Source organism: Sphingobium sp. BS19, assembly GCF_027925545.1.
GTDB lineage: Bacteria > Pseudomonadota > Alphaproteobacteria > Sphingomonadales > Sphingomonadaceae > Sphingobium.
This window is the reverse complement of the sequence record NZ_BSEF01000008.1, coordinates 122,158-148,546: the sequence shown is the minus strand read 5'-3', so window position 1 is coordinate 148,546 and position 26,389 is coordinate 122,158. Positions and strand designations below refer to the sequence as shown.

Sequence of the window (26,389 nt, the reverse complement as noted above, 5' to 3'; positions counted from 1 at the left end):
TGGAGCGGATTTACGCCGCTCGCTTTCCAGAGTGTCTGAACATGAGACGGTCCTTGTCGCCTGAGAGATTCCGGGGCGGTTGCTCCTTCGGCGGTCGCTCCGGCTTTTACCCCGCAGCGACACTCTCCCGTATCATGCCCGCACCGAATCCGGCGCGGAGACGATTCGTCCTTTCCCCAATTCCGTCAGCGCGTCAATCCATCAGAAGTGGTACGCGCCGCCCGAATAACGCTTGGTAACAGTTTTCTGCATAACGGTCGGTCATGCCGGCAATGAAGTCGGCGATATGGCGGCTGCGTTCCGGCTCATGCGCGCCACAGTCCTCGGACCATCCATCCGCCATTCGCGTCGGGTCTTCCCGATAGGCGGCAAACAGACCGGTGACGATAGCGCGAGCGCGCTCGGCGGCGGCGAGCTGTTCTGGATGATGATAAAGCTCTGCATACATGAAACGCTTCAATGCCCGTTCCTCGGCGGCCATTTCCGGCGAAAAGCCGATGAGCGCACGTCCCGCTGCGCGTACATCCGCAACACTTGTCACGCCCGCCGAAGCAATGGCGGCCCTGCTCGTTTCCAGCACATCGTTCACCATCAGGCCGATCTGGTCGCGCACCAGTTCACGGAGTAATCGCGCCTCAGCGACATCGGGATGCCGCGTCCGTACCCGTTCCCAGCATCGCGCAACCATCGGCACTTCGAGCAACTGGTCGAGCGTCAGCAATCCGGCACGCAATCCATCGTCGATGTCATGATTGTCATAGGCGATGTCGTCTGCAATCGCGGCGACCTGCGCCTCCAGCGATGGCCAGCTATGCAGGTCGAGCGGCATCATCGCATCGATTTCCGCCATCGCCCAACTGGGCCGATCGATCGGGCCGTTATGCTTGGCCAACCCCTCCAGCATGTCCCAACTCAGGTTCAGTCCGGCAAAACGCGGATAGGGGCTTTCCAACAGCATCAGCGTGCGCAGCGTATGGGCGTTGTGGTCGAACCCACCCTGCTCCGCCAGCGCTTCCTCCAGCGCATCTTCCCCCGCATGACCGAACGGCGGATGGCCGATATCGTGCGCAAGGCACAAGGCTTCGGTCAGATCTTCGTTGAGGCCCAGCACCCGCGCAATAGTCCGCCCGATCTGCGCGACTTCCAGACTGTGTGTCAGTCTTACCCGATAATGGTCCCCATCCGGTGCCACGAACACCTGCGTCTTGTGGCGCAGGCGGCGGAAAGAAATCGAATGGATGATCCGGTCCCGGTCGCGCTGAAACATGTCGCGCGGCCCGCGCGTCTCGCCGCCGGGTTCAGGGTGCAGTCGTCCGCGGCTGTCATCGGGCTTTGCGGCATAGGGAGCGGGCATCGTCATGCGCGCGATGTAGCCGACCGGAGCGACCGTGCAAATGGCGATATCCTGCGATCAGCACTCCACGACATTGACGGCCAGCCCGCCAAGGCTCGTTTCCTTGTACCGGCTCGCCATGTCCTCGCCCGTCTGGCGCATCGTTTCGATGACCGCATCCAGACTGACGATATGCCGACCGTCGCCTTGCAGCGCGAGATAGGCCGCGTTGATCGCCTTCACCGCGCCCATCGTATTCCGCTCGATACAAGGAATTTGGACCAGCCCGCCAATGGGATCGCAGGTCAGCCCCAAATTATGCTCCATGCCGATTTCCGCAGCATTCTCGACTTGCTGATTGGTGCCGCCCAGCACCGCCGCCAAACCCGCCGCCGCCATGGAGCACGCGACGCCCACTTCGCCCTGACATCCCATCTCCGCCGCCGAAATGGAGGCGCGCTTCTTGTACAGAAAGCCGATAGCCGCCGCAGTCATCAAAAGCTGCCGCTCGCCTTCCCGGTCCGCACCCGGCACAAACTTGCGATAGTAACGCAGTACCGCAGGAATGACCCCCGCTGCGCCATTGGTCGGCGCGGTAACAACTCTGCCCCCCGCAGCGTTCTCCTCATTCACCGCCAGAGCGAACAGGCTCACCCACTCAAATACCGCCGCAGGCTGCATACCTTCCTGCCCCGCGCGCAACCGTGCATGGATCGCCTTTGCCCGACGCCGAACCTTAAGACCCCCGGGAAGCATCCCTTCCTGCTTCATGCCCCGATCGATCGACGCATTCATGGCGTCGATCACATCGTCCAGAAACGCTTCGGTCTCCGCCTGCGGACGCCACGCCGCCTCATTACGCATTACCAATGTCGCGATGCACAGTCCGGTCTCTTCCCCTTGGGAAAGCATCTCGGCTCCGGACGAAAAGGGCAGCGGCTGAACGAGATTATGCCCGATCTTCCCTCCGCCCGAAGACGCATCGGCGATGGCATCCCCGCCCAACACCGCACCACCGCCGACGGAGAAATATTCGCGAACGATTTCGCTGCCGTCGGCCATCTGTGCAGTGAAGCGCATACCGTTGCTGTGCTGCTCCAGAAACACGCCCTTGTGGAACAGCAGATCGCGGTCTTCCACGAAAGGGACCGACCAGTCGCCAAAGCGAATGACCTGTGCCTTGCGGATTTCGGCGATCTGTGGGGCTATCGTTTCGGGATCGGCTGTCTCCGGCCGCTCCCCGGATAGTCCCAGCAAGATGGCGGTGTCGGTCGCGTGACCATGCCCCGTCAGCGCGAGCGACCCGAACAGTTCGCACGTCACATTTTTGGGCTGTTCCGGCAGCACCTCCATGAACATCAGTGCCGCCCGCATCGGACCTACAGTATGCGAACTGGACGGCCCTATGCCGATGGTGAACAGATCGACCACGCTGATCGCCGCGCTGCTATCGATGCGCGACCGTTGCCGGGGCCGCGCTTCAGCAAGCACGGAATCTGCATCGGTAGTGGTCACATCAATAGTCCTTCGATACGCGAACATTGGCGCTTTGCCGTCCGATGGTGGAAACGCTCGACAGCAAAGATAACCACCGTGTTACCTGATATTCTATGCGCGTTGCCGAATAGCCCTGCCCATCGGTGATCAACTCGACATAGGTCTTCCGGGTGAGATATTTGCCAGCCGCAACGGACGTCCCCTGACCGATGGTCGGATCGGCGGGCAGGATACGCAGGCGATCGAGGCCCGCTGCTTTGCGCACGGCGTTGATGGGGTCCAGACCACCGCCCCCGCCCCGCAACGATGTGACCGCTGTCGCCAATTGCAGCGCTTCGGGCGCAGACAAATTGGTGATCGACGTTCCGAACAGCAGGCGAGACAACAACTCGTCCTCCGGCAGCGCCGGTATGCTGGTGAAGTTGATGACAGGTTTCAGGCTGCTCCCCGTCACCCGGATAGTCGCATTGATCCCATTAAGGCTTGCTGCCGCTTCGATATCCAGCGTCGGGTCAGCAGGCGTAGAGCCATCGAACCGGATACGTCCTTCGCTCAGGTCAAAGCGGCGACCGGCAAACTCATATCCGCCGCGCACCAGATCGACCGTCCCCTGAATGGCAGGTGCCGTCACCGTGCCACCAATGTCCAGCTTGGCGCGCCACTCGCTGTTGAGGCCAAGGCCCGTCACGGTCAGCCGATTGCGCGCGTTCGCCTTGATATCCAGCTTCCAAGGCGCACTTGCCGTCGCCTTCTCGAACTCCTCACCGCGCCGGTTGACTTCGATCACCCGCAATTCCGGAATAGCGGCCACCGCAGCGGCCTGCCCCAGCGTAAAGCGGCTACGGATAAGATCGACATTCCCCGCAATCGTGCCGCCCACGCCATCGGACGTAATCGTGATCGGCCCGGTCACCGTCGCCCCAATATCGTCCCGCTCCAGCAACGCCGCATTGGTCGCCTGCATCGACAGATCCATCGCGACGCCCTTGCCCCCTGCAAAGTCGAAGCGTCCGGTGCCGGTGACACTCCCGCCGCCGCGCGCATTGCCGGAGAAGCTGGAGATGACCAGTTGCGATCCGCCAAAGCGACCGCGCGCTTTCACACCGGAAAGCCGCATTCCCGTGATCGGGCTGTCGATAGTCGCATTGTCGCTGGCGAGCGTTCCGTTGATGACCGGATTGTCCAGCGTACCGCGCACGTCCGCAGCCACCGCCGCCGGACCGGTCAGATCGATAATCTCGATCCCCGTAAGCCGCCACAAGGTATCCGCCGTACCGTTATACCGCATCTGCGCGAACAACGGCGCAGCATGAAGCCGCTGCATCAGATCGCCCGACCCCAGCGGCGTCAGCAGCGCCTGCGCCCGTCCAATCGTCTTGCCATCGGCGTTGATCGTCGCCCGCGCAGCAAGCCGGGTCGCGGACAGCACGGCATTGACGCCCACATCCACCGGACGGGACGTCAACGCCAGCCCGGACCGTGTCAGCCCCCTTATCCGCAAATTCGCCGTTCCCGTCGGCACGCCCCCACGCGGTTTCACATAGCTTAGCGTCCCCGTCGCGGCCCCGCCAAGGCCCAGCGTATCATAAGCAATGTCCAGCAATGCCAGCGGCAGCTTGTTGAGCCGTGCCTCGATCTCCGTCGACTCACCGCCCAGACGCCCCGCAAATTGCGACGTGCCGCCGCGATAGTTGACCGTCGTCGGCGCCAATCGCCAGCCGTCATCGGTCTTCGTCAGCACCGCAGCGCGCGTCAGGGTGATCGGTCGCCGATCAAGCGTTCCCGCCGCCATGATCGACACCCGACCCGGCGTAACGTCCGCATCGAACTTCAGATCGAACAACCTTCCGCGCTGCCCCAGAACGCTGGCAGTCACCTTGCCGCTCCCATCCACCAGCTTGGCGTTTCCATCGAGCCGGTTGATCCGCATGGGCCCCACTTGCAGCCCGCGCGCCGTCACCGTCGCGTCGATGGTCGTGCCGGTCGGTTCCAGCAAAGCCGTCGCAGTTAACTTCCCGCGACGCACCCGGATGCTGGTTGGCCCATCGAAAGTTGCATCGGTCGCCGTCAACTCGGTCTTGATCTGTTGATCGCCGCCCACAGGCGCCAGAGCCACGAATCCCGCCAGAGCGCCGCTAACATCCAGCCTTCCGTCCAGTCCGCCAGTCACCGGCAGGATACGTCCCCGCGCAACCGATCCGGCCACGGCCAGCCGGTCGACGAATATCACGCTCTGCGCACCCTTCGGCAGCGAAATGGTCCCATTGCCCGTGAACATGCCAAGGGTCGACATGCCCTCGGTCGTGAAAGCATAGCCAAGGACGTTGGGATCAAGGTGCACCTTCACATTAGCCAGCCCGGCGGCATCCATCGGCCGCGCCAGCAGCACGTCCACCGTCGGCCGGTCGATTATCCCGTCGATCACAAGTTTGACCGGCCCGTACGTCTTGTGAGACCCGCCCCCTTCGAAATGGAACGTCTTGTCGGGCCGCCTGTAGCCATTGGCCGACAGCGACAAAAGCGGCGTATCCAGCTTCAAACCGCTCAGGATCAATCGACCATCCGGCCCCAGCGACAAGCCGGATCGCAGACGCGGCAACCCGCCTCCCAATGTCCGGAAGAAGCTGTTGTCCAGCCGCCGCATCGTCGCCAGCGCCTGCCCTTTCAGCGTAAATGCGCCATTGGCTCCGGGCACCGCCTGCACCTTCGACCGCACATCCACAATGCCCAGGCCAGGGATCAGCAATCCGTTAATGTCACCCGTCAGCCCGATATCATACCGCCCGGTCTTCAGGTCCGCGATAACGATAAGCGCGCCCTTCAACTTGTCGGATCGCACCTGCAGCGGGGTGGACGTGATCTTCTGTCCATTGATCTGCAGCGCACCGGCCAGCGAAAAATTGCGGACGATGCCCGCCACCACATCGCCTTGCCCGTCAAGCTGACGCGCGGACAATTTGATGGGCACGATGGCAGGACCACCCTTTGCGCGCCGCCCCTCACCCTGCGCCCGGACATCGCGCAATATCGTCTTGCCGAACGCCAGTTGCTTGGCGGACAGCAGATATTCGAAACCCACCGTCGATATCGGCCCATCCAGCCGCACCCGCGCAACGACATCGCGCCCCGTCATCGTCTTGAGCAACGCCTGCGGCCGTGCCAGCTTCGCGTCGATCCGCATGTTGTCGAGACTGCTGTTGCGCAGATCGAACGCGCCGTCCGCCGTCAGATCGATGGCCGCAGAGCGCAGCTTCATGGTGCCGTCCAGCACCCGGTTTTCCAACGTCCCGGTCGCGGTCAGATCGAGCCGGGGGGCCGAGAGACGCTGGATCAGGCCGTTGCCCGCTATGGCTTGCCCCTCAACATCGCCGGTCAGTTGATACTGCCCCTTCGTCGCCGCCAGCCGCAGCGAAACCGCCGGAACCTTATCCAGCGAAGCAATCGCCGTCCCGTTCCATTTCGCCCAGGTGCCATCCCCCTGCACGCGGACATTGGCGTCCTGTTTCAACCCGGCCATCATCGCCAGCACGCCACCCTTGGGCGCATTGACGGTGACGTCTACATCGAACCTGTTGTCGTCCGGGCGGCTATCCAGCGACAGAATGACGGCATCGGACCCGCCCAGCACACGGGCTTGCAAGTCGATCACGGCACGGCCGGAACGGATGTCGGCATCCCCACCCAGGGTAGCGACCTGCTCCCGCCCGGTGACCTTTTGGGCGAGCGTCAACCGCTCCACCTTGAACTGCATCAGCCGGATGTCGAGATCGGGCAGGATCGGCCCCTGCACCTTGGTCGGCCGCAATTTGGGCAACTGATGCAGCGTTGCGCGCGGTATAAACAGGCGATCGATGTCCAGCCGGTTCGATATCCACGCGACCGGCCACCAGTCGAGTTGAACGTCCGGCGCGGAAAAGAACAGCCCGTTGGGATCGTACAGGCGCAGGTCGCGCAACCGGGCCTTGCTATAGATACTGCCGTCGATCCCGCCGACCTTGATCCGCAAGCCGGATTGGGGCGCGACGCGCTCTATGCGGCTGATGACGAAACGATGGCCTGCGTCGGTGTCGAGCCAGACGACCGCCCCGACAAGCGCCACGGCCAGCGTCAATAGTACGCCCAGCACCCATCGCTGCCACCGCCCGCGCTTCGCTTTGCGCGCGACGGGCTGGACCTCAGCTTCGGGTGTAGGCTCGTCCATCAGAAGGCCTGCCCAAGCGAAACATACACCGCAATCTTCGAATCGCCGCGCTGCGGATTGATGGGCGTGCCTACGTCGATGCGGATCGGACCGAAATTGCTGTAATAGCGCACACCGACACCCGCACCGATGCGCAGATCGTTGAAACGTGGCAGCGCCGCCGTCGAGATGTTGCCCGCATCCACAAACGGCACAACGCCGAAATTACCGAACCGTACGCGAGCCTCCAGTGAAAATTCCGCCAGGCTCTTGCCGCCGATAGGATCGTTATTCGCGTCACGCGGCCCGATGGCCTGATAACCATAACCGCGCACCGATCCGCCACCGCCCGCATAAAAGCGCCGGGACGGTGCAATCCGGCTGACGGTCGAACCGAAAATCGTGCCCAGCCGCGCGCGTCCTGCCAGTGTGATCCGATCGGACATGGGCTGATATATGCTGCCGTCGATCTGCGCCCGGATGTATCCGAAAGTGCTGTTTTGGAAAGACAGCTCCGGGCTCAGGCGACCACCCAGTCGGAACCCTGTGGTGGGGTTCAGAAGGTCATCACTGCCGTCATAGGTCAAGCCTGTCGGCAATGCACCGATGAAGAAGGTGCGCCGCCCTCCGCGTAACTGACTGAAGCTGTCACGTTCGTCGGACGCCACCAACTCCCCGCCGACACTCCAAACCCACTTCTTCTGGAATATGATATTGGTCTGGCGTTCCAATGTGCCGGACAACTGCACTGTCCGCGCGTCAAAAGCGTTGCGGTTAATGTTACTTACAGACAGCAGGCCCGTCAGAACCTGATCGCGCTTTCTGAAGTTATTGCGACGGTAGGTAACCGATCCGGTCTGCTCCTGCGTTCCGGCTACCCCGCGCACTGTCAGCGCGCCTTCGGGCGGGAAGAAATTGCGATGCTGCCAGCTTGCTTCGATGCGATAGCCTTCGCCCGTGCCATAGCCGATTTCACCGGCAATGGTCCGCGGCGGCGCGGCAGTCACATCGACCGCGAGATCAACATGCTCGCCATCGCCTGCGTCCTTGGGCGTCAATTTGACCGAGGATACCAGCCCCGTAGCGACCAGCGCCCGCCGAAGATCCTCCACGTCGGACGCGGTATAGGTGTCGCCTGGACGAAAGCGTGCAATCCGCTGGACATGACGCGCGCTGAACAAGTCGTCATCGGGCAGCACGATCCGCCCGAAGGTACGATATCCGCCGGTCGCGATGATCAGATCCAGATCGCCCTTGTCGGCTTCATGATCGACCCGGACGACCGGCTCTTCGACCTTGGCAAAGGGAAAGCCGTTGTTGCCAAGCGCCGCTGTCAACGCCGCCTGCGCACCGACAATCTTGTCCGCATCGATCGGATCGCCGACCTTCACCGAAAAGGCGTCACGCAATACCGGCTCTTTGGGGCCGGTGTCCTGCAATCCTTCCAGATCGACGGACGCGAGTACATATAGCGGCCCCGGCACGACATCCAGGCTGACCTGTAACCGCTGATCGCCCGCTGTCGGCGCAGAAACCGATCCGCGAATGCGCGCGTCATAATAGCCTTTGGCACGCATCAGCCGGTCAAGCAGCGCGGTATCTTCTTTGATCCGCCGGTTGATCTGCGCCAGATTGGCGGGCTTGCCATCGCCCTGCTTCAGCACGGACAGTTCATCGAACCGGGTGGCGAAAACAGTATCGGAGATATTCTCCAACCCCGCCAGCGTCACGCGATACCGGCGCTCGGCACCGGCGTCGAACTCAACGTCCTGTTCAGGCGGCGGATCGGCGGGCGTAGCGGCAGCATCGACAGTGACGGTCGGAGTGTCCACTTCGGACGTGGCAACAGGTGCCTGCGCATCCGGCACTTCCGCCATTAGCGGTGCCATAGTGTCCGGCGCGTCCATGTCGGGCCAGTCAACGCCCAGATCCGGCATCGGCGCCAAGGTGGCGTTCGGGTCGATATCCAGCGTGCTTCGCACGGGCGGCGGTGCGTATATTTGGGCGGGCATAACCGCGCGCGGGTGCGCGACCGTCTCTTGCGCCCATGCCCCCACGGGCAGCAACGCCAGCGTGACAAGCGTAAGCCAGGCGGAGTGCGGACAGAGTAGTTCAGATGTATTGGGCAACGTGCCGTGCGACATTGTCTCGCTCTAGCCGATGTTCTTGGCCCCGCGCCAGTCAAGATACTTAGGAACAACGCTTTTACAATTCGCGCGCGCAGATCGCGTCACAACGAGCGCACCAGCCTGTCGATCAGGTCCTGGGCGGGACTTTGTCGGCCGTCATGGGCACTATTGCGCCCGGCAATCATTTGCGTTTCGAAACGCGCAACGCGATCGTAGAGGTCCGTGCTTCCTTCGATCAGCGCCTTGGCTGCAAACGGAAAGGCGGCAATGCTCTCTCCATCCGTCGCCGCCGCGTCGCCCAAACGAAAACGCTCGTCTGCCAGAGCCTCGGAATCGATTTCGCCGCGCTGCCAGGCCCGCTGTGCCAGCAACCACGCGATCACATGCATCAGCCGCGTCGTCACTTTTAGCGACTCGCAGGAAAACAGGATGCGCTGCATCGGCTCCAGATTTTCCCGATCGACGGCGCCCAGCTTGTCGAAATAGCCGCGCGCTTCGTCCGCCATGACCATAGCTTCGACATACAAACTATCGACCAGCCGACGGTGGAGTCCGGCATCCAGAACGTAGGGAGCATTGCGCATCGCTTCCTGTGTCACAGGCACTCAGGCTTGTCAGGGGCGTTAACCCTAAATTTCAATACGATGCGTCGACTGTATCAATCCGGATCATGCGATGATGTCAGGTATCAGGCTGTCCTCAAGCATCGCGATTTCGTCGCGCAGCCGCAGCTTGCGTTTCTTCAGCCGCGAGAGTTGCAACTGATCGCCCGTTCCGCTGACGATCAAGGCCCCTATAGCCATGTCCATATCGCGGTGCTCGAGTCGGAGCAGTTCCAGCCTGCGCATGGTGTCTTCAGCGGTCATTTGCCCATCATCGCCGATCGGTTCTTTCCACGCAATGCATCTTGCGCCCCGACATGCCAAATGCAGATCGTCGCAAAAGAAAAGGCTTCGGTCGCAGCGCACAAAATCGTGCGAGACAGGCGCCGCGAATCATGATCTATTCCGTCATCCGGCACATGAAGTGAAGGAGACCAATATGGAAAATAGCCACATCTCTGCCCTGCAAGCCAAGCATGCGGGAATCGAAGCGCGTATTAAGGCGGAAACCAGCCGCCCCATGCCCGATCCAGTGCTGTTAGCCACGCTCAAAAAGCGAAAACTGCGAGTGAAAGAAGAGATTTCCTCGTCTCACTAGACACCATCGTCACATTGCCGTCGCGACATGGCTGGCCCCAGTTATGGGGTCAGTCATAAGTCGTCGTGAATATAGAACTTATTTGCGCGACAATGTTATCGTCGGACGCAGATAACCGGGCAGTGTGCTTTGCGGTGCAGCAACAGCGCGCCGTGCCAGCTTTGGATCTATCGGCGCGTCAAAACTCACGCCGACCCGGTCGTCTTTTACCCAAGTGATTTTGCCAGTAACCTCGCCGACGCCGCGCAACTTCGTTGAAATGCGGTCACCCACCGAAAAGGGCTTTTCGCAGTCGGCCATGAGCCCCGTCGCGGACAGGTTCCGCACTCGTGCGCTGCCCATCGCGCGACCATCGGGATCGCTTATCACCGTCAACAGGAAGAGGCTATCGCGCCGCGCACCGCGAGCGGGGCCACGGTCATCAGCGTCTTCTACATTTATGGTCATGATATGCAGGCATCCAGATCGAAAAAACGTCGGTCTGGCAGCCTTAACCCCATAAAGTAGACGAACAGTTAATCGTCGCGCGAAACCTTTTCCTGGCGCTCATGCCGTTCCTGCGCTTCGACAGTCATCGTTGCGATGGGACGGGCTTCCAGTCGGCCAAGGGAAATCGGTTCGCCCGTAACTTCGCAATAGCCATATTCGCCATCGTCGATCCGACGCAGCGCCGCATCGATCTTGGAAATCAGCTTGCGTTGCCGGTCGCGCGTACGCAGTTCAATGGACCAGTCGGTCTCGCTGGACGCACGATCGTTGAGATCGGGTTCGCGCAACGGCTCGTTTTGCAGAACCGCAAGCGTACCTTCCGCTTCCGCCAATATCTGCTTTTTCCAATCGAGCAAACGCTGACGGAAATATTCCAGTTGTTGCGGATTCATGAAATCTTCGTCCGCCGAAGGGCGGTAATCTGCCGGAAGTGGAACGGCGGCTTTTGCAGAGTCGCCGTCGTCTTTTCCGGAATTCAGGACCAATGCCATTGGGCTCTCCGACAGGATGGCTGATCGGGGCGGGAACCCGACCGCCTGATAAAGTTTGAGCGGGCGTATAGCCAGCGGGCAAGGCGGACACAAGCGCCATTCCTCGCTCGCCATGTGCGTTTAAAATCGACGAATCCCCCCTGCCCTGCCGTAGCGTCAACATGCACCAACTGAGGTCATGCACATGTATCGTGAGGCGGATCGGGCCAGCCTTTACCTAAAACACTGTATCGAATTGGGACGTTAACCAGCTTCGTTCATTCCCCGTTTACGTTTTTCTTGCTTACGGACAGACAAACGGGGTTAACAGCGTTGCAGTTAACGCTTTCTTTTGCGTTTATTCACATACCGACTGCCGCCTCGCTTGTTCGTGATTAGCGAACGGGGCGATCGGCAAGAAACAAAAAGAGTGTTACGCTATGTCCGTTCGTATGGCCCTCGCCAAACTCTGCGCCTGCGCTTGCGGTGGAGCCATAATAGGTGGTGGCGCTGTGCATGTAGCGGAAAAGCCGCGCCCTGCGAACGTTCAAAGCCTCAAGATGGTCAAGCACGCTAAGCCGCGGCAGCACTATGCACAGCGCCCGGTTAAAAAGCGTGTTGTGCGTACCGCTGCCAATTGTGCCCCGCAGACCGTCACCGTCACCACCCAGAACCCGCCCATCCCCATGCCGATGGCCATGGCTTCCGATCCAGGCTTCGTTTCTGGCGGCGGCGGCGGCGCGCCCGTGATTATCGGCGGTAGCGGCGGCTTTGGCGGCAGCGGCGGCGGTTTCTTCGGTGGGTTCTTCGGCGGCAGCGGCGGGGGCGGCGGCAGCGTCGTTGTGTCGTCCACCACCAGCGGCGGCTCCACATCGACCAGCGGCGGTTCCAGCTCCACCAGCTCAGGCGGATCGAGCAGCTCCACAGGGGGTGTCAGCTCCACGTCTGGCGGCTCCTCGACTTCGACCGGCGGGGTCAGCTCCACGTCGGGCGGGGTCAGCTCTACCTCTTCGACATCCACTGGCGGCGTGAGTTCGACTTCATCCACGTCCACTGGCGGCGTCAGCTCGACCTCCTCTTCATCGGGCAATGTAAGCTCGTCCTCTTCGGGCAATGTGTCGTCCTCGACTTCCTCGTCCAGCTTCGGCGCGACCAGCAGCAGTTCGTCTTCCTCGTCGTCCAGCTCCAGCTCCTCGTCGTCATCCTCGTCCAGCAGCAGCGGCGGCACGTCGAGCAGCAGCGGCGGGACCGACGTTCCCGCGCCGCCGATGGTTCTTCTGTTCGGCGCAGCAGCGGCAGCCCTTGTCGCCCGCCGCCGCTTTGCAACGAAGGCGGACGAAGAGGCTCAAGAAGCAGCCTGATCAAGTTTCCGTGGGGGAAAGTTCAAGTGCGGGCCTGTGTTACAGGTCCGCCCTTTTTCCATGAACCGCGCCGCAGGCGCGAACCGCTCTTGCACGCCTCATCGCCCGGCGGCATAGGGTGACCCCATGCATGATATTCGCGCCATACGGGACAATCCCGCCACCTTCGACGCCGCCCTCGCCAAGCGCGGACTGGCGCCGCTCTCCGCCGAGATTGTTCAAGCGGATGAGAAGCGGCGCGCGATTGCGACCGAGCTGCAAGTCAATCAGGCGAGCCGCAACGAAGCCAGCAAGGCCATCGGCCAGGCCATGGCCGCCAAGGACAGCGCCCGCGCAGACGCGATCAAGGCGGAAGTCGCCGCGCTGAAAGAGCGCCTGCCGGAAATGGAACAGGAGGAGCGGGACACGACCGCCGCAGTCGAGGCGATGCTGTTGGCAATCCCCAACCTGCCCGCCGACGATGTGCCACAGGGTGCCGACGAAGCCGACAATGTCGAAGTCGCCCGCTGGGGCAGGCCGCGTGACTTCGACTTTACCCCGCGCGATCATGCCGATTTCGGACCGGCTATCGGCCTTGATTTTGAAGGTGCCGCCAAAATGGCCGGTGCGCGCTTCGCAGCCCTTCGCGGTCCGATAGCGCGACTGCACCGCGCACTGGCGCAGTTCATGCTGGACACGCAAACCGGCACCAATGCCTATGAGGAAGTCAATCCGCCACTGCTGGTGCGCGACGAGGCGCTGTATGGCACAGGTCAGCTACCCAAATTCGCGGAAGATCTTTTCCACACCACCGACGGTCGCTGGCTGATCCCGACAGCTGAAGTCAGTCTTACCAATCTCGTCCGCGAGCAGATCGTCCCGCTCGACACCCTGCCGTTGCGCTTCACGGCGCTCACTCCCTGCTTCCGCTCCGAAGCCGGGTCGGCGGGGCGCGACACGCGCGGCTATATCCGCCAGCATCAGTTCGAGAAGGTCGAACTGGTCGCCATCTGCCCGCCCGATCAATCGGAAGCCGAGCATGAACGCATGGTCGCCGCCGCCGAAGGCATATTGCAGGCTCTGGACCTGCCCTATCGCAAGGTGCTGCTCTGCACCGGCGACATGGGGTTCTCTGCGCGCAAGACCTTCGATCTGGAAGTCTGGTTGCCCAGCCAACAGACCTATCGCGAAATATCCAGCATCTCCAACTGCGGCGATTTTCAGGCGCGCCGGATGAACGCCCGCTTCAAACCCGAAGGCGAAAAGGCGACGCGCTTCCTGCACACCCTCAACGGTTCCGGCCTTGCCGTGGGCCGGACGCTGGTGGCCGTGCTGGAAAACTATCAGCAAGCCGACGGCAGCGTCGTCATCCCAGAGGTGCTTGCGCGCTATATGGGCGGCGTGACCAAGCTGGAACCGCGTTAGTCCATTCGCCGACATTCCATTCGCTGCTCGAAAGTTTCCAATGCGCATCCTCCTGACCAATGACGACGGCGTCCACGCCCCCGGCCTAAAGGTATTGGAGGCTATCGCCCGCACCTTGTCCGACGACATCTGGATCGTCGCGCCATCGGAAGAACAGTCCGGCGCAGGCCACAGCCTCACGCTGTCGCGCCCGCTCCGCATTCGCAAACATGCCGATAAACATTACAGCGTCACCGGAACGCCTACCGACGCGGTGATGATGGCGGTGGGGCAGTTGATGAACGACTGCCCGCCCGACCTCATCCTTTCAGGCGTCAATCGCGGCGCAAATCTGGCCGAGGACGTGACCTATAGCGGCACGGTGGCAGCAGCCATGGAAGGCGCGATTTCGGGCATTCGCTCCATCGCGCTCAGCCAGGTCTATTCGCGCGAAGGCATGGGGGACAGCGTACCCTTTGCCTGCGCAGAGGCATGGGGCGAAAAGGTTCTCCGCCCCCTGATCGCGATGCCCGCAGGCAAGCGGATGCTGCTGAACGTCAACTTCCCCGCCATCGAACCGACCGAAGTCAAAGGCGTCCGGGTGGTGCGTCAGGGGTTCCATGATGTCGATCGCACCCGCATCATCGAAGGCACCGACCCACGCGGCTATCGCTATTACTGGTTCGGCCTGGGCAATAGCGATGCTGTGCCTGCGGGGACCGATCTGGAAGCCATTTCGCAAGGCTATATCACTGTCACCCCCCTCCACTACGACCTGACCCATGACGGGTCGATGGACGCCGTTGCAGCGGCCTTTTCAAATACGTAGCATGATGGCACGGGGCTGCTATCATAGCTGACATGGCCTTGGGTTCTTCAAAGATATCGGTTCCTTGATGCGTCTTGACCGTCGCCCGGTCGGTCCCGGCGTCGCGCATTTCCTGCGCCGCCGTTCTTCGCTTCCGGCATGGATGGATCTTGCGTGGCGGGTGGGGGCGATCTTCGTCCTGATCACCATCGTCCTTGCGATCCACTGGATCGACCGCGACGGCCTGAAAGACAATCTCGATAATCACATCAGCTTCATCGACGTGCTGTATTTCACGACGGTCACGGTAACCACCGTCGGCTATGGCGATATCGTGCCGGTCAGCCCGCAGACGCGCCTGTTCGAAACATTCATCGTCACGCCGATCCGGCTGTTCGTGTGGCTTATTTTTCTGGGCACGGCCTATAACTTCTTCCTTCGCAACACATTTTACAGGTGGCGTATGGCCCGCATTCAAAAAGCGCTCGACAAGCACATCGTCGTTGCCGGGTTCGGCACCAGCAATAGCGAGGCTGTGCGGGAACTCATCGCGCGTGGCCACGATCCACATTCCATCGTGGTCATTGATGGCAGCGAAAGCGCGCTAGCCGAAGCCGAAGCACTGGGCTGCAACATCCTCTGCGGCGACGCGACGCGCGACCGGACACTGACCGATGTACAGATCGACCGCGCCTGTTCGATGATCGTGTCGGCAGGGCGCGACGATTCCTCCATTCTCATCACCCTGACGGCGCGCCATCTGGCGCCCGACGTTCCCATCAGCATCGTCGTTCGCAATGAAGACAATGAGTTACCGGCCCGTCAGGCGGGAGCAACGACCGTTATCAACCCGGTCAGCTTTGCCGGCCTTTTGCTGGCGGGAAGCTGTTCGGGACATCACATCGCCGACTATATGGCGGACCTCGCAGCGGCAGGCGGCGGCGTGAAACTGTCCGAACGCGCCGTTCTGCCGGACGAAGTCGGCAAGCCGCTGCAAAGCGTCACGACGGGCATCGCCCTGCGGATTTACCGCAACGAATCGCCCATCGGTTACTGGGAAGAGCGCGCAAAAATCCTACAGGCCGGAGACCAGATCGTGGAGATCGTGCCCGGCGCCAACGGAAAGCCAGTTGCGCGACCTTAGGGAAGTTTCACCCAATCGCTCCGCCCGATGCCCTGTGCATACAGCAACACGCTCAGGTCGCCATACACGATCTCCGCATCCGCGACCGCCCGGGCTTTCGCCTTCGCATGATAGGCCACGCCCAGTCCCGCCGCCTCGATCATCGGAATGTCGTTCGCCCCGTCTCCCACGGCCAACGTAGCCTCCCGTGGCAATCGGTGCTGCGCCATTGCGGCTCCCAGCTCGAACCGCTTGCGCGCTGCATCGACAATGGGATCGCATACCGTTCCCGTCAACTTGCCATCGACAATATCCAGCACATTAGCGAAAGCCGTATCGAAGCCAATCTCCGCCGCCACCGGCCCGGTGAACCGCGTGAACCCACCCGACACCAAAATCGCACGCGCGCCCCGGGAGCGCATAGTGCCGATCAGCGCCTTCGCACCCGGCATGATCTTGACCCGCTCAAGGCGGCATTGATCGATCACCGCATCGTCCAGCCCCTTGAGCAATGCCACGCGCGCCCGCAACGCCTCCGCAAAGTCCAGTTCGCCTTGCATCGCCCGCTCGGTGATCTCCGCGATCTGATCCTTGATCCCCGCATAATCGGCAAGCTCATCGATGCATTCGACCGTAATCATCGTCGAATCCATATCCGCCACGATCAGCTTCTTCTCACGCGAAGCCACCGGCTGCACGACAACGTCGATCCCTTGCCCTATCTCGACAAGAGCCGCGCGCGCCGCAACCGCATTATCTGCGAAGAAGATATCTGCGGCCTTATCCTGATCGATCCAGCGCCATTCGCCCGCCGCACAACTCGCCGCGTTCAGGCGGTCGCGCGCTTCTGCAATATCCCCCTGCCCGATGGCCTCACTTGCCACTAAGGTTACAACGAACATGGATACTCCTGAAACAGATCGCGGCGAATCCCGCCCCCCGCTCGCGCTTATTGCCGGGCCGACCGCCAGCGGCAAGAGTGCGCTTGCCATCGCCTTGGCCGAAGAGACCGGCGGCATCGTCATCAACGCCGACGCCAGCCAGGTATACCAAGACCTCTCGATCCTGTCTGCGCGCCCATCACCCGACGATATGGCCCGCGCACCTCACCGCCTGTTCGGCCATATCGACGGTGCGGAGGCCTGTTCCGCACCACGCTGGGCCGCCGAAGCCCGCGCCGAAATCGCGGCCGCGCATGCCAGCGGGAAACTCCCCATCCTTGTCGGCGGCACGGGCCTTTACATCCGCACGCTTCTGGATGGCATCGCGCCCGTTCCGGAAATCGACGCGGCGGTGCGTGCTCATGTCCGCGCCCTTCCCGTCGCCGATGCCCACGCTGCCCTTGCTAAAGAAGATCCCGCAGCAGCGTTGCGCCTGGCACCCGCAGACACGACGCGCGTTGCCCGCGCTCTCGAAGTCGTCCGCGCAACGGGTCGTCCGCTGGCCGAATGGCAGGCCCATAAGGAAGGCGGCATAGGCGATCGGATATCTCTACGTCCACTCATCCTTCTACCCCCGCGAGACTGGCTTATCGCGCGCTGCGACACCCGTTTTGACCTGATGGTGGAACAAGGCGCTATCGAGGAGGTACGCACGCTGGTCGCACGTAATCTCCCCCCCCTCCTGCCAGTCATGCGCGCCATAGGCGTGCGCGAAATCGCGGCATGGGAAGCCGGAGAGATAGAACGAACCGAGATGCTCGAACGCGGTCGGCTCGCCACCCGGCAATATGCAAAGCGCCAATATACATGGTTTTCGAACCAGCCGCCCGCAACATGGCCGCGCCATCGCGATATTATCCATAACAATAATGCCGATGATATCGTAACATTATTGCGATAGATTGGGTTGACACGGCATATTATAACACATAGAGCGCGCCTCCTAGACCGGACTTGTCATCCGCGTGGGAGTGGCCCATTGCGCGCTGACAGGCAGACAGGAGATTTATCGTGGCCGACTCTCAGGCCGTTACGCAGGGGAACGCTGGCGCGGGCAATCGCCCGAAGACCACCCATAAAGAACGTAGCGGTGCCGACATCTTGTGCGAATGCCTGGTCGACCTGGGCGTTGAAGTGGTGTTCGGCTATCCCGGCGGCGCGGTGCTCCCCATTTACGATGCGCTCTACGCGCATCCCAGGATCAAGCATATTCTGGTTCGGCATGAACAGGCGGCCACCCATGCTGCGGAAGGCTATGCGCGCTCTACGGGCAAACCCGGCGTCGTTCTTGTCACGTCCGGTCCCGGCGCAACCAATGCAATCACCGGCATCACCGATGCGCTGATGGACTCGATCCCGATGGTCGTCATCACCGGCCAGGTTGCCACGCATCTGATCGGCACCGACGCATTTCAGGAAGCCGACACAGTTGGCCTGACGCGCCACTGCACCAAGCATAATTATCTGGTGAAATCGCCGACCAAACTCGCGCATGTCATCCATGAGGCGTTTCATATCGCAACATCAGGTCGTCCCGGCCCGGTCGTCATCGACATTCCCAAGGACGTTCAGGTCGCCACCGCGCCTTATGCTCGCCCGGAACCGATCGATCATCCGAGCTACCGCCCGCAGGTCAAAGCTGATCCGCGCCTGATCGAATCCGCCGTCGAAATGCTGATGGCTGCCGAACGCCCCATTCTCTACACCGGCGGCGGCATCATCAACTCGGGGCCGGAAGCCAGCACGTTGTTGCGGGAACTGGCCGAGATGACGGGTGCACCTGTCACCTCGACGCTGATGGGTCTTGGATCTTACCCCGCGTCAGGCAGTCAATGGCTTGGCATGCTGGGTATGCACGGCACCTACGAAGCCAATTTCGCTATGAATAAGGCGGACTTGATCCTCTGCCTCGGCGCGCGCTTCGACGATCGCGTTACCGGACGGCTCGACGCCTTCTCGCCAAACAGCAAGAAGATCCACGTCGATATCGATCGCAGTTCGGTGAACAAGAACGTGCTGGTCGACCTGCCCGTCATCGGTGACGTTGGCAGCGTCATGGCAGACATGATCGCGATGCTGAAGAAGCGCGGCTATGCCAAGCCCGATTTTTCGGAATGGTGGGCGCGGATCGAAGGATGGCGCGCCCGTCGCAGCCTCGACTATGTCGAAGGTGGCGAGGAGATCATGCCACAACGCGCGATTGCGGACCTGTTCACTGCGACGCGGGGCAAGAACGTCATCATCACGACGGAAGTCGGCCAGCATCAGATGTGGGCGGCACAGCACTTCCATTTCGATGATCCCAACAAATGGCTCACCTCCGGTGGCCTCGGCACTATGGGCTATGGCCTTCCTGCTGCTATCGGCGCGCAATTGGGCAACCCCGACGCGCTGGTCATCGACATTGCCGGTGATGCTTCCATCCAGATGAATATTCAGGAACTCGGCACCGCAACGCAGTACCGACTGCCGGTCAAGATTTTCATCCTGAACAATGAATATATGGGCATGGTCCGGCAATGGCAGGAATTGACCTACGAGAGCCGTTATTCGGAAAGCTACAGCGACAGTCTTCCCGACTTCGTGAAGCTGGCTGAAGCCTATGGCTGGACAGCCATTCGGATCGAAAGTCATGCAGATCTGGCATCGGGTATTCAGCGTATGATCGATACGCCCGGCCCCGTTCTGGTCGACTGCCGTGTGGCAAAACTGTCCAACTGTTTCCCGATGATACCATCGGGCGCGGCGCATACCGATATGTTGCTTGACCCCAGCATGGTGTCAGGCACGATGGACGACGAAGCGAAAGCCCTGGTCTGACCGCAAAAGCGGCAGCATGGGTCGTCCATAAGGAGAGTATCGTGACCACTCATCTAAAGCTGCGCATCCACGTCACGGAGCCGTGGGATTTTGAGCGCATCACAGGCGTGGACGAGCTTACCGGATGGACTATCGATCATGCGTCGGATGGTACCGATGACAACAACCAGGAGTGGGAAGTGACGTTAGACGAAGGCTTTGACTATAATGGGCGACGTTTCGCACGCCTGTTGGTCAGCGCCCGCTACGTTGGGGAACATCTGGAGAGGATTTTCGACGCGGTCGTGGGTTTCCCCGTCCGTATAGCGCATCGCAGCGGCGATGGCGGCTGGCATTATGCGTATGCCGGCATGCTGTCCGTTCGCCGCGACACCGAAGACAAGGCCAAGGAAGAGACGCCATCCTGATGCATATCACCGAAGAACAAAGCGAACGGCACGTCCTTTCGCTGACCGTTGCTAACGAAGCGGGCATCCTTGCGCGTATCGCAGGCATGTTTACGGCGCGCGGCTATAATATCGAAAGCCTGACCGTGGCTGACATCACGCAGGATCATTCGATCAGCCGTATCACGATCGTGACCAACGGCCCGCCCCGGGTAATCGATCAGATCATTGCCCAACTTGACCGGTTGGTACCCGTCCATCGGGTTGTCGACCTGACGGAAGCCGGGCCATATGTCGAACGCGAACTCGCACTGGTGAAGGTGGCTGGCACCGGCGATCACCGGATCGAAGCCTTGCGTCTTGCTGAGGTTTTCCGGGCCAAGGTGGTCGACACGACCATTGAGAGCTTTATCTTCGAAATTACCGGCACGACCGAAAAGATCGACACATTCGTCGGATTGATGCGTCAGATCGGCCTCGTGGAAATCGGACGCACGGGCGTAGTCGGCTTGATCCGCGGCAAAGATCCGATCTGAATTTCCGCCCATTCGGGCATCCATTTCAACTCCAAGTACGATACAGAGGGAAGACACTTATCATGCGCGTTTATTATGATCGTGATGCGGACATCGGCCTGATCAAGGGCAAGAAGATCGCTATCGTCGGCTATGGCAGCCAGGGCCATGCCCATGCCCAGAACCTGCGCGACAGCGGCGTGACCGAAGTCGCGATTGCCCTGCGTCCCGGTTCGGCCACCGCGAAGAAAGCCGAAGGCGCAGGGTTCAAGGTTCTCAGCAACGCCGAAGCGGCGGCATGGGCCGATATCGTCATGATCCTGGCGCCCGATGAGCATCAGGCTGCCATTTACGCCGATGATCTGCACGCCAACATGAAGCAGGGTGCCGCGCTGGCATTTGCACATGGTCTCAACGTCCATTTCGGCCTGATCGAGCCTCGCGCCGATCTCGATGTATTCATGATCGCACCCAAAGGTCCGGGCCACACCGTACGCAGCGAATATGTGCGCGGCGGCGGCGTTCCCTGCCTGATCGCTATCGCTCAGGATTCGACCGGCAATGCACATGACGTGGCGCTGTCCTATGCATCGGCTGTGGGTGGCGGGCGTTCGGGCGTCATTGAAACGACGTTCCGCGAAGAGTGCGAAACCGATCTGTTCGGTGAGCAAGCCGTGCTCTGCGGTGGTCTGACCCACCTTATCCAGGCGGGTTTCGAAACACTGACCGAAGCAGGTTATGCCCCGGAAATGGCCTATTTCGAATGTCTGCATGAAGTGAAGCTGATCGTCGACCTGATGTATGAAGGCGGCATCGCCAACATGCGCTATTCAATCAGCAACACCGCCGAATATGGCGACATCCACACCGGTCCGCGCATCATCACCGATGAAACGAAGAAGGAAATGAAGCGCGTTCTGGAAGACATTCAGGCTGGCCGCTTCGTCAAGCGCTTCATCCTCGACAACCGCGCCGGTCAGCCGGAACTGAAGGCAGCGCGCAAGCTTGCTGCCGCCCATCCCATCGAAAAGACGGGTGCCGAACTCCGCGCCATGATGCCATGGATTGGCAAAAACGCGCTGGTGGACAAGGAAAAGAACTGACCGACGCTTAAATGCGGAACGATCCGTTTCGCATTAGCATCTGGCATGTTTGGGGGACGTCGCCTATTCTGGCGGCGTCCCTTTTTATTGCCCTGACTGGAGATAGCCGATGTACAAGACTCTGCTCCCCGCCGCTGCCGTGCTTGCACTGCTCGGTAGCGCCGCCGTCGTCGCCCAAAACGCTCCTGCAAAGCCGGGTTCTCCCAACCCCGCGTTGGTGACCGGTGGCAACTACACGGTCGAATCGAGCCACACGCAAATTCTGTTTGCCTATGACCATATGGGCTTCAGCAACAATATGGGGTTGATTTCAGCGCCGACGGGCACATTGTCGCTCGATCCGAAGAACCCGACGGCAGCGAAGCTTTCGGTGACCATTCCCATCGCTAATCTGACGACTGGCATTCCCAAGCTGGACGAGCATCTGATGAAGGCCGACTTCTTCGACAGCGCGAAATTCCCGACGGCCACTTTCGTATCTACTGCAGTGAAGGTCGACGGCACGACTGCCGACATCAGCGGCAATTTGACGATCAAGGGCATTACAAAGCCAGTGGTGCTGGAAGCCGCATTTTATGGCGCAGGCAAAGGCCCCGCGCAAATGGGCGGCAAGGAAAATGTCGGTTTCAACGCCACCACCGCCATCAAGCGTAGCGATTTCGGCATGGGCTATGCCGTGCCGATGGTGGGCGACGAAATCGAACTGAAGATGACCGTCGCATTCCAGAAAGACTAAGTTGACCTTGGGGGAGAGAGGGTTTCTCTCCCCCCCTTTCGATGAAAATGCTGGACGTTCTCTGTCGTTTGCCGTTACAAGCGCCGCATCATGCAGCGCGCGCTATCTTTCCTGCTACGACTTACACGCCCTTAGGCGTGGTTTTTGTGCTGCCTTGCGCGGTCGCACATTTCGCCTAAGGGCATAATCGCAAATAGTCGTGACACCCGGATGCCAGATATGTGCGTCCGATCGCCAGGAATGCCGTTCCCATGATGCTGAAAGATCCTTCTCAGAAATACCGCCCCTTCCCTCAGGTCGATTTGCCAGACCGCCAGTGGCCGACCCGCACGATCACCCACGCGCCCCGCTGGCTTTCCACCGACTTGCGCGATGGCAATCAGGCGCTGATCGATCCGATGAACGCAGAGAAGAAACAGCGTTTCTTTGACCTGCTCCTGCGTGTCGGCGTCAAGGAAATCGAAGTCGGCTTTCCCTCCGCAGGCGCGACCGAATTCGATTTCATCAGCGGACTGGTGAAGTCCGGCACGATCCCCGACGATGTCACCATTCAGGTGCTGACGCAGGCCCGCCACGACCTCATCGAAAAGACCTTCGAAAGCCTCCAGGGCGCGCGATCGGCCATCGTTCACGTGTATAATGCCGTCTCCCCTGCCTGGCGCCGCATCGTGTTTGGCATGGAACGCAGCCAAGTGAAGCAGATCGCCATCGATGCTGCAAAAATTCTGCGCGACGAAGCTGCCAAGCAGCCGAATACCGATTGGCGCTTCGAATACAGCCCGGAAACCTTCTCAACCGCCGAGCTCGATTTCAGCCTGGAATGTTGCGAGGCGGTGATGGACATTCTTCAGCCCACCGCTGACAAGCCATTGATCCTGAACCTGCCTGCTACGGTTGAGGCGGCAACCGCCAATATCTATGCCGATCAGATCGAATGGATGAGCAAGCATATCAGCAAGCGGGATCATGTCGTCATCTCTCTCCACCCGCATAACGATCGCGGCACGGGCGTCGCGGCGGCTGAACTTGGTTTGATGGCGGGCGCGGATCGCGTCGAAGGTTGCCTGTTCGGCAATGGGGAGCGGACCGGCAATGTCGATCTGGTGACCTTGGGCCTCAATCTCTACACGCAGGGCGTGAACCCTGATCTCGACTTCTCGGATATCGACGATGTCATTCAGACGGTCGAATATTGCAATCAACTGCCCGTCCACCCCCGGCATCCCTATGCAGGCGAACTGGTGTTCACGGCCTTTTCCGGCAGCCATCAGGATGCCATCAAGAAGGGCTTTGCCGCACAGGAAGTGCGGAATGACGAATTCTGGGACGTGCCCTATCTCCCGATCGACCCCGCCGATCTGGGTCGGAGCTATGAAGCTGTCATTCGCGTCAATTCGCAGTCAGGCAAGGGCGGTGTCGCCTGGGTTCTGCAACAGGACAAGGGGCTGAAGCTTCCCAAACGGATGCAGGCCGATTTCAGTCGCGTCGTTCAGAATGTCGCAGATAGCACGAGCCGCGAACTGGTTGCCGCAGACATTTGGGAAGCGTTCGAGAAGCACTACGCATTGGGATCGGATCAGCCCTATAAGCTGCTCGATTACCACGAGACCGGCGCATCGGGTGACCGTGTGTTCGTGGGCAAGATCGGTCACGAAGGCGGCGAGCGCAGCATTTCCGGTCGCGGCAACGGCCTCATTTCCGGCGTCCTCGCGGCGTTGCGCGATGAACTCGGGATTGAACTCGACGTCGTCGACTATAACGAACACGCCATCGGCGCAGGATCTAACGTCAATGCAGCCGCCTATGTCGAATGTCGCACGCCAGACGGCGTGACGGTGTTCGGGGTCGGGATGGACGCCGACGTCGCCACAGCCTCGGTACAGGCTGTTCTGTCCGCCGCAAACGGCTTGGCCGCACGCAAAGGATAAAATCGCCACTACGGTTCGTCACCCAGCAAAACTGGGTGGCGAACCGGGGACTAGATTTCGACCTGACTTCCCAATTCGACCACCCGGTTGGTAGGCAAGCGGAAAAACTCCATCGCGCTTTCTGCGTTACGCAGCATCCATGCGAAGATCTTTTCACGCCAGATCGGCATGCCTGGGCGAGCCGATGGCAGCAGTGTCTGACGTGCCAGGAAGAAGCTGGTTTCCATCATCTTGAACGCCTGACCGCATTGCGTAACGTTCTTGAGAGCCAGAGGCACGTCGGGCTCCTGCATAAAGCCATAATGCAGCACGAGGCGGAAGAACCCGCGCCCCAAATCCTCAAGCTTCGCGCGGCTTTCCTCGGCGACGACCGGCACACCTACAATCTTGACCGTCAACAGAACCACACGCTCATGCAGCACCTTGTTGTGCTTGAGGTTATGCAGCAGAGCATGGGGAACGCCGTCGGGCGTCGATGTCATGAACACTGCGGTACCCGGCACACGCACCGCGCTGTTAGCCGCAGACGCAATAAACACCGGGATAGGCATTGCAGACTCCCGCATACGCTCGATCATCAGCTTGCGGCCCCGCGACCAGGTCGTCAGCAGGGTGAAGATGATGAAGCCGATCAACAGCGGGAACCATCCACCATCGGGGATTTTGGTCAGATTCGCCGCCAGATAGGCGCCATCGACAATGTAGAACACGGACAGCAGCATGACTGCCCAAATCCGGTTCCACTTCCAAAGACGGAATATCAGAACCGTGAGTAGGACATTGTCGATGAACATCGCTCCCGTCACCGCGATGCCATAGGCAGAGGTAAGGCTGGACGAGGTGCGGAAGCTGAGCACCAGCAGGATTACCATCACCATCAGCCCCCAGTTGACGAGGGGAATGTAAATCTGGCCCGCAGTCGAAGCGCTGGTGTGTGCGATACGCAATCGTGGCATGAAGCCCAACTGGATGGCCTGTTGCGTCACAGAGAAAGCGCCGGAAATAACGGCTTGGGAAGCGATGATCGCAGCCAGTGTAGCAATGCCGATCAGGGGCAACTGAAACCACTGCGGCGCAAGATTGTAGAACGGGCTGGCCAGCGCATCGTGCCCTTCGCGAAACAGCAAGGCGCCCTGCCCCATATAGTTGAGCATCAAGGCCGGCAGCACGAAGAAGAGCCAGGAGATCCGGATAGGATTCCGCCCGAAATGCCCCATGTCGGCATAAAGCGCTTCGGCTCCCGTCACTGCGAGTACCACAGAGCCCAATGCCAGGAACGCTGGCAGCGGGTCCGTCACAAAGAACATCACTGCCCAATAAGGGTTGAAAGCGACCAAAATGCCCGGAGTCTGCCAAATGCTCAGCACCCCCAATGTGGAAATGACCACAAAATAAAGCAGCATAATAGGACCGAAAAGCGCGGCAACGCGGTTGGTGCCTGCGCTTTGTATCCAGAAAAGGCCCACCAGAATAATAACTGCGCATGGCAAGATCAGGGGAGCAAGAGCATGGTTATAAACGGCCAGACCCTCGACCGCCGACAATACGGACACCGCCGGGGTAATCATCGAATCGCCATAGAACAAAGCGGTCGCAAAGACCCCCAGCAGCACAATCCCGGAAGACCACCGGCGCGTTTTCGTCTGGCCGCTGATGAGTGCGAGCAAGGCAAGGCTGCCGCCCTCTCCCTTGTTATCCGCGCGCATAATGATCGAAACATATTTGAGCGTAACGACGAGCATCATCGACCAGAACATCAGGCTGACGACACTGAGAATATGATCGGGATCCAGCGTCAGCTTGTGATGACCGGCAAAGGTTTCCCGAAACGCATAGAGCGGGCTGGTGCCGATGTCGCCAAAGACGATGCCAATCGCGCCAACGACGAGCTTTACGGTCGCGCTTTCGTGCCCATGACCGACATGCGCGTCAAGGTCGTGCGATCCGCCATTGGAAGCGGCAGGTTCAGCTCCGGTATCAGTCATGA

23 protein-coding genes and 1 riboswitch are annotated in these 26,389 nt (G+C 60.5%); of the genes, 11 read left to right on the top strand and 12 right to left on the bottom strand.

Annotated features, from left to right (window positions below):
- Positions 1 to 37 precede the first annotated feature (37 nt).
- A riboswitch (glycine riboswitch) is annotated at positions 38 to 140 on the bottom strand.
- A 53-nt stretch (positions 141 to 193) separates the two neighbouring features.
- From QMG56_RS10940 to QMG56_RS10915, 6 genes are all read right to left on the bottom strand, one after another.
- Entirely contained in the window at positions 194 to 1,360 is a 1,167-nt protein-coding gene (locus tag QMG56_RS10940; RefSeq protein WP_281822569.1) for a deoxyguanosinetriphosphate triphosphohydrolase, read from the bottom strand.
- A gap of 51 nt (positions 1,361 to 1,411) precedes the next feature.
- Positions 1,412 to 2,824 (bottom strand): L-serine ammonia-lyase, encoded by a 1,413-nt coding sequence (locus tag QMG56_RS10935; RefSeq protein WP_281822680.1) that lies wholly within the window; start codon positions 2,822 to 2,824, stop codon positions 1,412 to 1,414.
- 25 nt (positions 2,825 to 2,849) lie between these two features.
- Entirely contained in the window at positions 2,850 to 7,031 is a 4,182-nt protein-coding gene (locus QMG56_RS10930) for a translocation/assembly module TamB domain-containing protein (protein WP_281822568.1), read from the bottom strand.
- Positions 7,031 to 9,154 carry an autotransporter assembly complex family protein gene (locus QMG56_RS10925; protein WP_375713680.1) on the bottom strand — a complete coding sequence of 708 codons (2,124 nt, stop codon included), beginning with the start codon at positions 9,152 to 9,154 and terminating at the stop codon, positions 7,031 to 7,033. Before QMG56_RS10925 ends, QMG56_RS10930 begins: the two co-directional genes overlap by 1 nt.
- Positions 9,155 to 9,240: 86 nt before the next feature.
- Entirely contained in the window at positions 9,241 to 9,723 is a 483-nt protein-coding gene (locus QMG56_RS10920) for a DUF1465 family protein (protein ID WP_281822678.1), read from the bottom strand.
- 84 nt (positions 9,724 to 9,807) lie between these two features.
- A complete protein-coding gene (locus QMG56_RS10915) occupies positions 9,808 to 10,005 on the bottom strand; it encodes a YdcH family protein (RefSeq protein ID WP_281822567.1) in 198 nt (65 codons plus the stop codon).
- Between the two features lie 175 nt (positions 10,006 to 10,180).
- On the opposite strand from QMG56_RS10915, the gene QMG56_RS10910 reads away from it, so the two are divergent.
- A complete protein-coding gene (locus tag QMG56_RS10910; RefSeq protein WP_230187414.1) occupies positions 10,181 to 10,339 on the top strand; it encodes a YdcH family protein in 159 nt (52 codons plus the stop codon).
- A gap of 78 nt (positions 10,340 to 10,417) precedes the next feature.
- Here the strand turns inward: QMG56_RS10910 and QMG56_RS10905 are convergent, their stop codons facing one another.
- The 4 genes from QMG56_RS10905 to QMG56_RS10890 form a co-directional block, all read right to left on the bottom strand.
- Positions 10,418 to 10,786, bottom strand: a complete 369-nt coding sequence (locus QMG56_RS10905; RefSeq protein ID WP_230187413.1) for a PilZ domain-containing protein — start codon at positions 10,784 to 10,786, stop codon at positions 10,418 to 10,420.
- Between the two features lie 68 nt (positions 10,787 to 10,854).
- The gene (dksA, locus tag QMG56_RS10900; protein ID WP_230187412.1) at positions 10,855 to 11,319 is read right to left on the bottom strand and encodes an RNA polymerase-binding protein DksA; all 465 of its coding nucleotides are present in this window, start codon (positions 11,317 to 11,319) and stop codon (positions 10,855 to 10,857) included.
- A 374-nt stretch (positions 11,320 to 11,693) separates the two neighbouring features.
- A complete protein-coding gene (locus tag QMG56_RS10895; RefSeq protein ID WP_281822566.1) occupies positions 11,694 to 11,849 on the bottom strand; it encodes a hypothetical protein in 156 nt (51 codons plus the stop codon).
- 38 nt (positions 11,850 to 11,887) lie between these two features.
- Entirely contained in the window at positions 11,888 to 12,526 is a 639-nt protein-coding gene (locus QMG56_RS10890; RefSeq protein ID WP_281822565.1) for a hypothetical protein, read from the bottom strand.
- A gap of 259 nt (positions 12,527 to 12,785) precedes the next feature.
- Here QMG56_RS10890 and serS point away from each other — a divergent pair, with 259 nt between their 5' ends.
- The 3 genes from serS (at position 12,786) to QMG56_RS10875 (ending at position 15,994) form a co-directional block, all read left to right on the top strand.
- Positions 12,786 to 14,063 (top strand): serine--tRNA ligase, encoded by a 1,278-nt coding sequence (gene serS / locus QMG56_RS10885; RefSeq protein WP_281822564.1) that lies wholly within the window; start codon positions 12,786 to 12,788, stop codon positions 14,061 to 14,063.
- A gap of 40 nt (positions 14,064 to 14,103) precedes the next feature.
- Complete coding sequence (surE, locus tag QMG56_RS10880; RefSeq protein WP_281822563.1) at positions 14,104 to 14,871, top strand: 5'/3'-nucleotidase SurE; 768 nt, start codon at positions 14,104 to 14,106, stop codon at positions 14,869 to 14,871.
- 67 nt (positions 14,872 to 14,938) lie between these two features.
- Positions 14,939 to 15,994 (top strand): TrkA family potassium uptake protein, encoded by a 1,056-nt coding sequence (locus QMG56_RS10875; RefSeq protein WP_281822677.1) that lies wholly within the window; start codon positions 14,939 to 14,941, stop codon positions 15,992 to 15,994.
- Here the strand turns inward: QMG56_RS10875 and serB are convergent.
- Positions 15,991 to 16,875, bottom strand: a complete 885-nt coding sequence (gene serB / locus QMG56_RS10870) for a phosphoserine phosphatase SerB (protein WP_281822562.1) — start codon at positions 16,873 to 16,875, stop codon at positions 15,991 to 15,993. The genes QMG56_RS10875 and serB overlap by 4 nt on opposite strands.
- Between serB and miaA the strand changes: the two genes are divergently transcribed.
- The 7 genes from miaA to leuA all read left to right on the top strand — a co-directional run bounded on the left by miaA (position 16,874) and on the right by leuA (position 24,402).
- Positions 16,874 to 17,815 (top strand): tRNA (adenosine(37)-N6)-dimethylallyltransferase MiaA, encoded by a 942-nt coding sequence (gene miaA, locus QMG56_RS10865; protein ID WP_281822561.1) that lies wholly within the window; start codon positions 16,874 to 16,876, stop codon positions 17,813 to 17,815. The genes serB and miaA overlap by 2 nt on opposite strands.
- 110 nt (positions 17,816 to 17,925) lie before the next feature.
- Entirely contained in the window at positions 17,926 to 19,734 is a 1,809-nt protein-coding gene (locus QMG56_RS10860; RefSeq protein WP_281822560.1) for an acetolactate synthase 3 large subunit, read from the top strand.
- A 41-nt stretch (positions 19,735 to 19,775) separates the two neighbouring features.
- Positions 19,776 to 20,141, top strand: coding sequence for a hypothetical protein (locus QMG56_RS10855; RefSeq protein ID WP_230187406.1), 366 nt, complete (start codon positions 19,776 to 19,778; stop codon positions 20,139 to 20,141).
- Positions 20,141 to 20,656, top strand: a complete 516-nt coding sequence (gene ilvN / locus QMG56_RS10850; protein ID WP_230187405.1) for an acetolactate synthase small subunit — start codon at positions 20,141 to 20,143, stop codon at positions 20,654 to 20,656. Before QMG56_RS10855 ends, ilvN begins: the two co-directional genes overlap by 1 nt.
- A gap of 62 nt (positions 20,657 to 20,718) precedes the next feature.
- A complete protein-coding gene (ilvC, locus tag QMG56_RS10845) occupies positions 20,719 to 21,738 on the top strand; it encodes a ketol-acid reductoisomerase (RefSeq protein WP_230187404.1) in 1,020 nt (339 codons plus the stop codon).
- Positions 21,739 to 21,847: 109 nt separating this feature from the next.
- The gene (locus tag QMG56_RS10840) at positions 21,848 to 22,474 is read left to right on the top strand and encodes a YceI family protein (protein WP_281822559.1); all 627 of its coding nucleotides are present in this window, start codon (positions 21,848 to 21,850) and stop codon (positions 22,472 to 22,474) included.
- Positions 22,475 to 22,725: 251 nt separating this feature from the next.
- Positions 22,726 to 24,402: a 2-isopropylmalate synthase gene (gene leuA / locus QMG56_RS10835; protein WP_281822558.1), complete on the top strand. Its 1,677-nt coding sequence runs from the start codon at positions 22,726 to 22,728 to the stop codon at positions 24,400 to 24,402.
- A gap of 50 nt (positions 24,403 to 24,452) precedes the next feature.
- Here leuA and QMG56_RS10830 read toward each other — a convergent pair whose 3' ends face one another.
- The gene (locus QMG56_RS10830; RefSeq protein ID WP_230187401.1) at positions 24,453 to 26,387 is read right to left on the bottom strand and encodes a potassium transporter Kup; all 1,935 of its coding nucleotides are present in this window, start codon (positions 26,385 to 26,387) and stop codon (positions 24,453 to 24,455) included.
- Positions 26,388 to 26,389: the final 2 nt, after the last annotated feature.

Coding starts and splice junctions, on each gene's coding strand:
- serS (WP_281822564.1), top strand. CDS start 12,786: ATGCATGATATTCGCGCCATACGGGACAATCCCGCCACCTTCGACGCC.
- QMG56_RS10910 (WP_230187414.1), top strand. CDS start 10,181: ATGGAAAATAGCCACATCTCTGCCCTGCAAGCCAAGCATGCGGGAATC.
- QMG56_RS10925 (WP_375713680.1), bottom strand. CDS start 9,154: ATGTCGCACGGCACGTTGCCCAATACATCTGAACTACTCTGTCCGCAC.
- leuA (WP_281822558.1), top strand. CDS start 22,726: ATGATGCTGAAAGATCCTTCTCAGAAATACCGCCCCTTCCCTCAGGTC.
- ilvC (WP_230187404.1), top strand. CDS start 20,719: ATGCGCGTTTATTATGATCGTGATGCGGACATCGGCCTGATCAAGGGC.
- serB (WP_281822562.1), bottom strand. CDS start 16,875: ATGTTCGTTGTAACCTTAGTGGCAAGTGAGGCCATCGGGCAGGGGGAT.
- QMG56_RS10930 (WP_281822568.1), bottom strand. CDS start 7,031: ATGGACGAGCCTACACCCGAAGCTGAGGTCCAGCCCGTCGCGCGCAAA.
- QMG56_RS10905 (WP_230187413.1), bottom strand. CDS start 10,786: ATGACCATAAATGTAGAAGACGCTGATGACCGTGGCCCCGCTCGCGGT.
- dksA (WP_230187412.1), bottom strand. CDS start 11,319: ATGGCATTGGTCCTGAATTCCGGAAAAGACGACGGCGACTCTGCAAAA.
- miaA (WP_281822561.1), top strand. CDS start 16,874: ATGGATACTCCTGAAACAGATCGCGGCGAATCCCGCCCCCCGCTCGCG.
- ilvN (WP_230187405.1), top strand. CDS start 20,141: ATGCATATCACCGAAGAACAAAGCGAACGGCACGTCCTTTCGCTGACC.
- QMG56_RS10915 (WP_281822567.1), bottom strand. CDS start 10,005: ATGACCGCTGAAGACACCATGCGCAGGCTGGAACTGCTCCGACTCGAG.
- QMG56_RS10920 (WP_281822678.1), bottom strand. CDS start 9,723: ATGCGCAATGCTCCCTACGTTCTGGATGCCGGACTCCACCGTCGGCTG.
- QMG56_RS10840 (WP_281822559.1), top strand. CDS start 21,848: ATGTACAAGACTCTGCTCCCCGCCGCTGCCGTGCTTGCACTGCTCGGT.
- QMG56_RS10830 (WP_230187401.1), bottom strand. CDS start 26,387: ATGACTGATACCGGAGCTGAACCTGCCGCTTCCAATGGCGGATCGCAC.
- surE (WP_281822563.1), top strand. CDS start 14,104: ATGCGCATCCTCCTGACCAATGACGACGGCGTCCACGCCCCCGGCCTA.
- QMG56_RS10940 (WP_281822569.1), bottom strand. CDS start 1,360: ATGACGATGCCCGCTCCCTATGCCGCAAAGCCCGATGACAGCCGCGGA.
- QMG56_RS10875 (WP_281822677.1), top strand. CDS start 14,939: ATGCGTCTTGACCGTCGCCCGGTCGGTCCCGGCGTCGCGCATTTCCTG.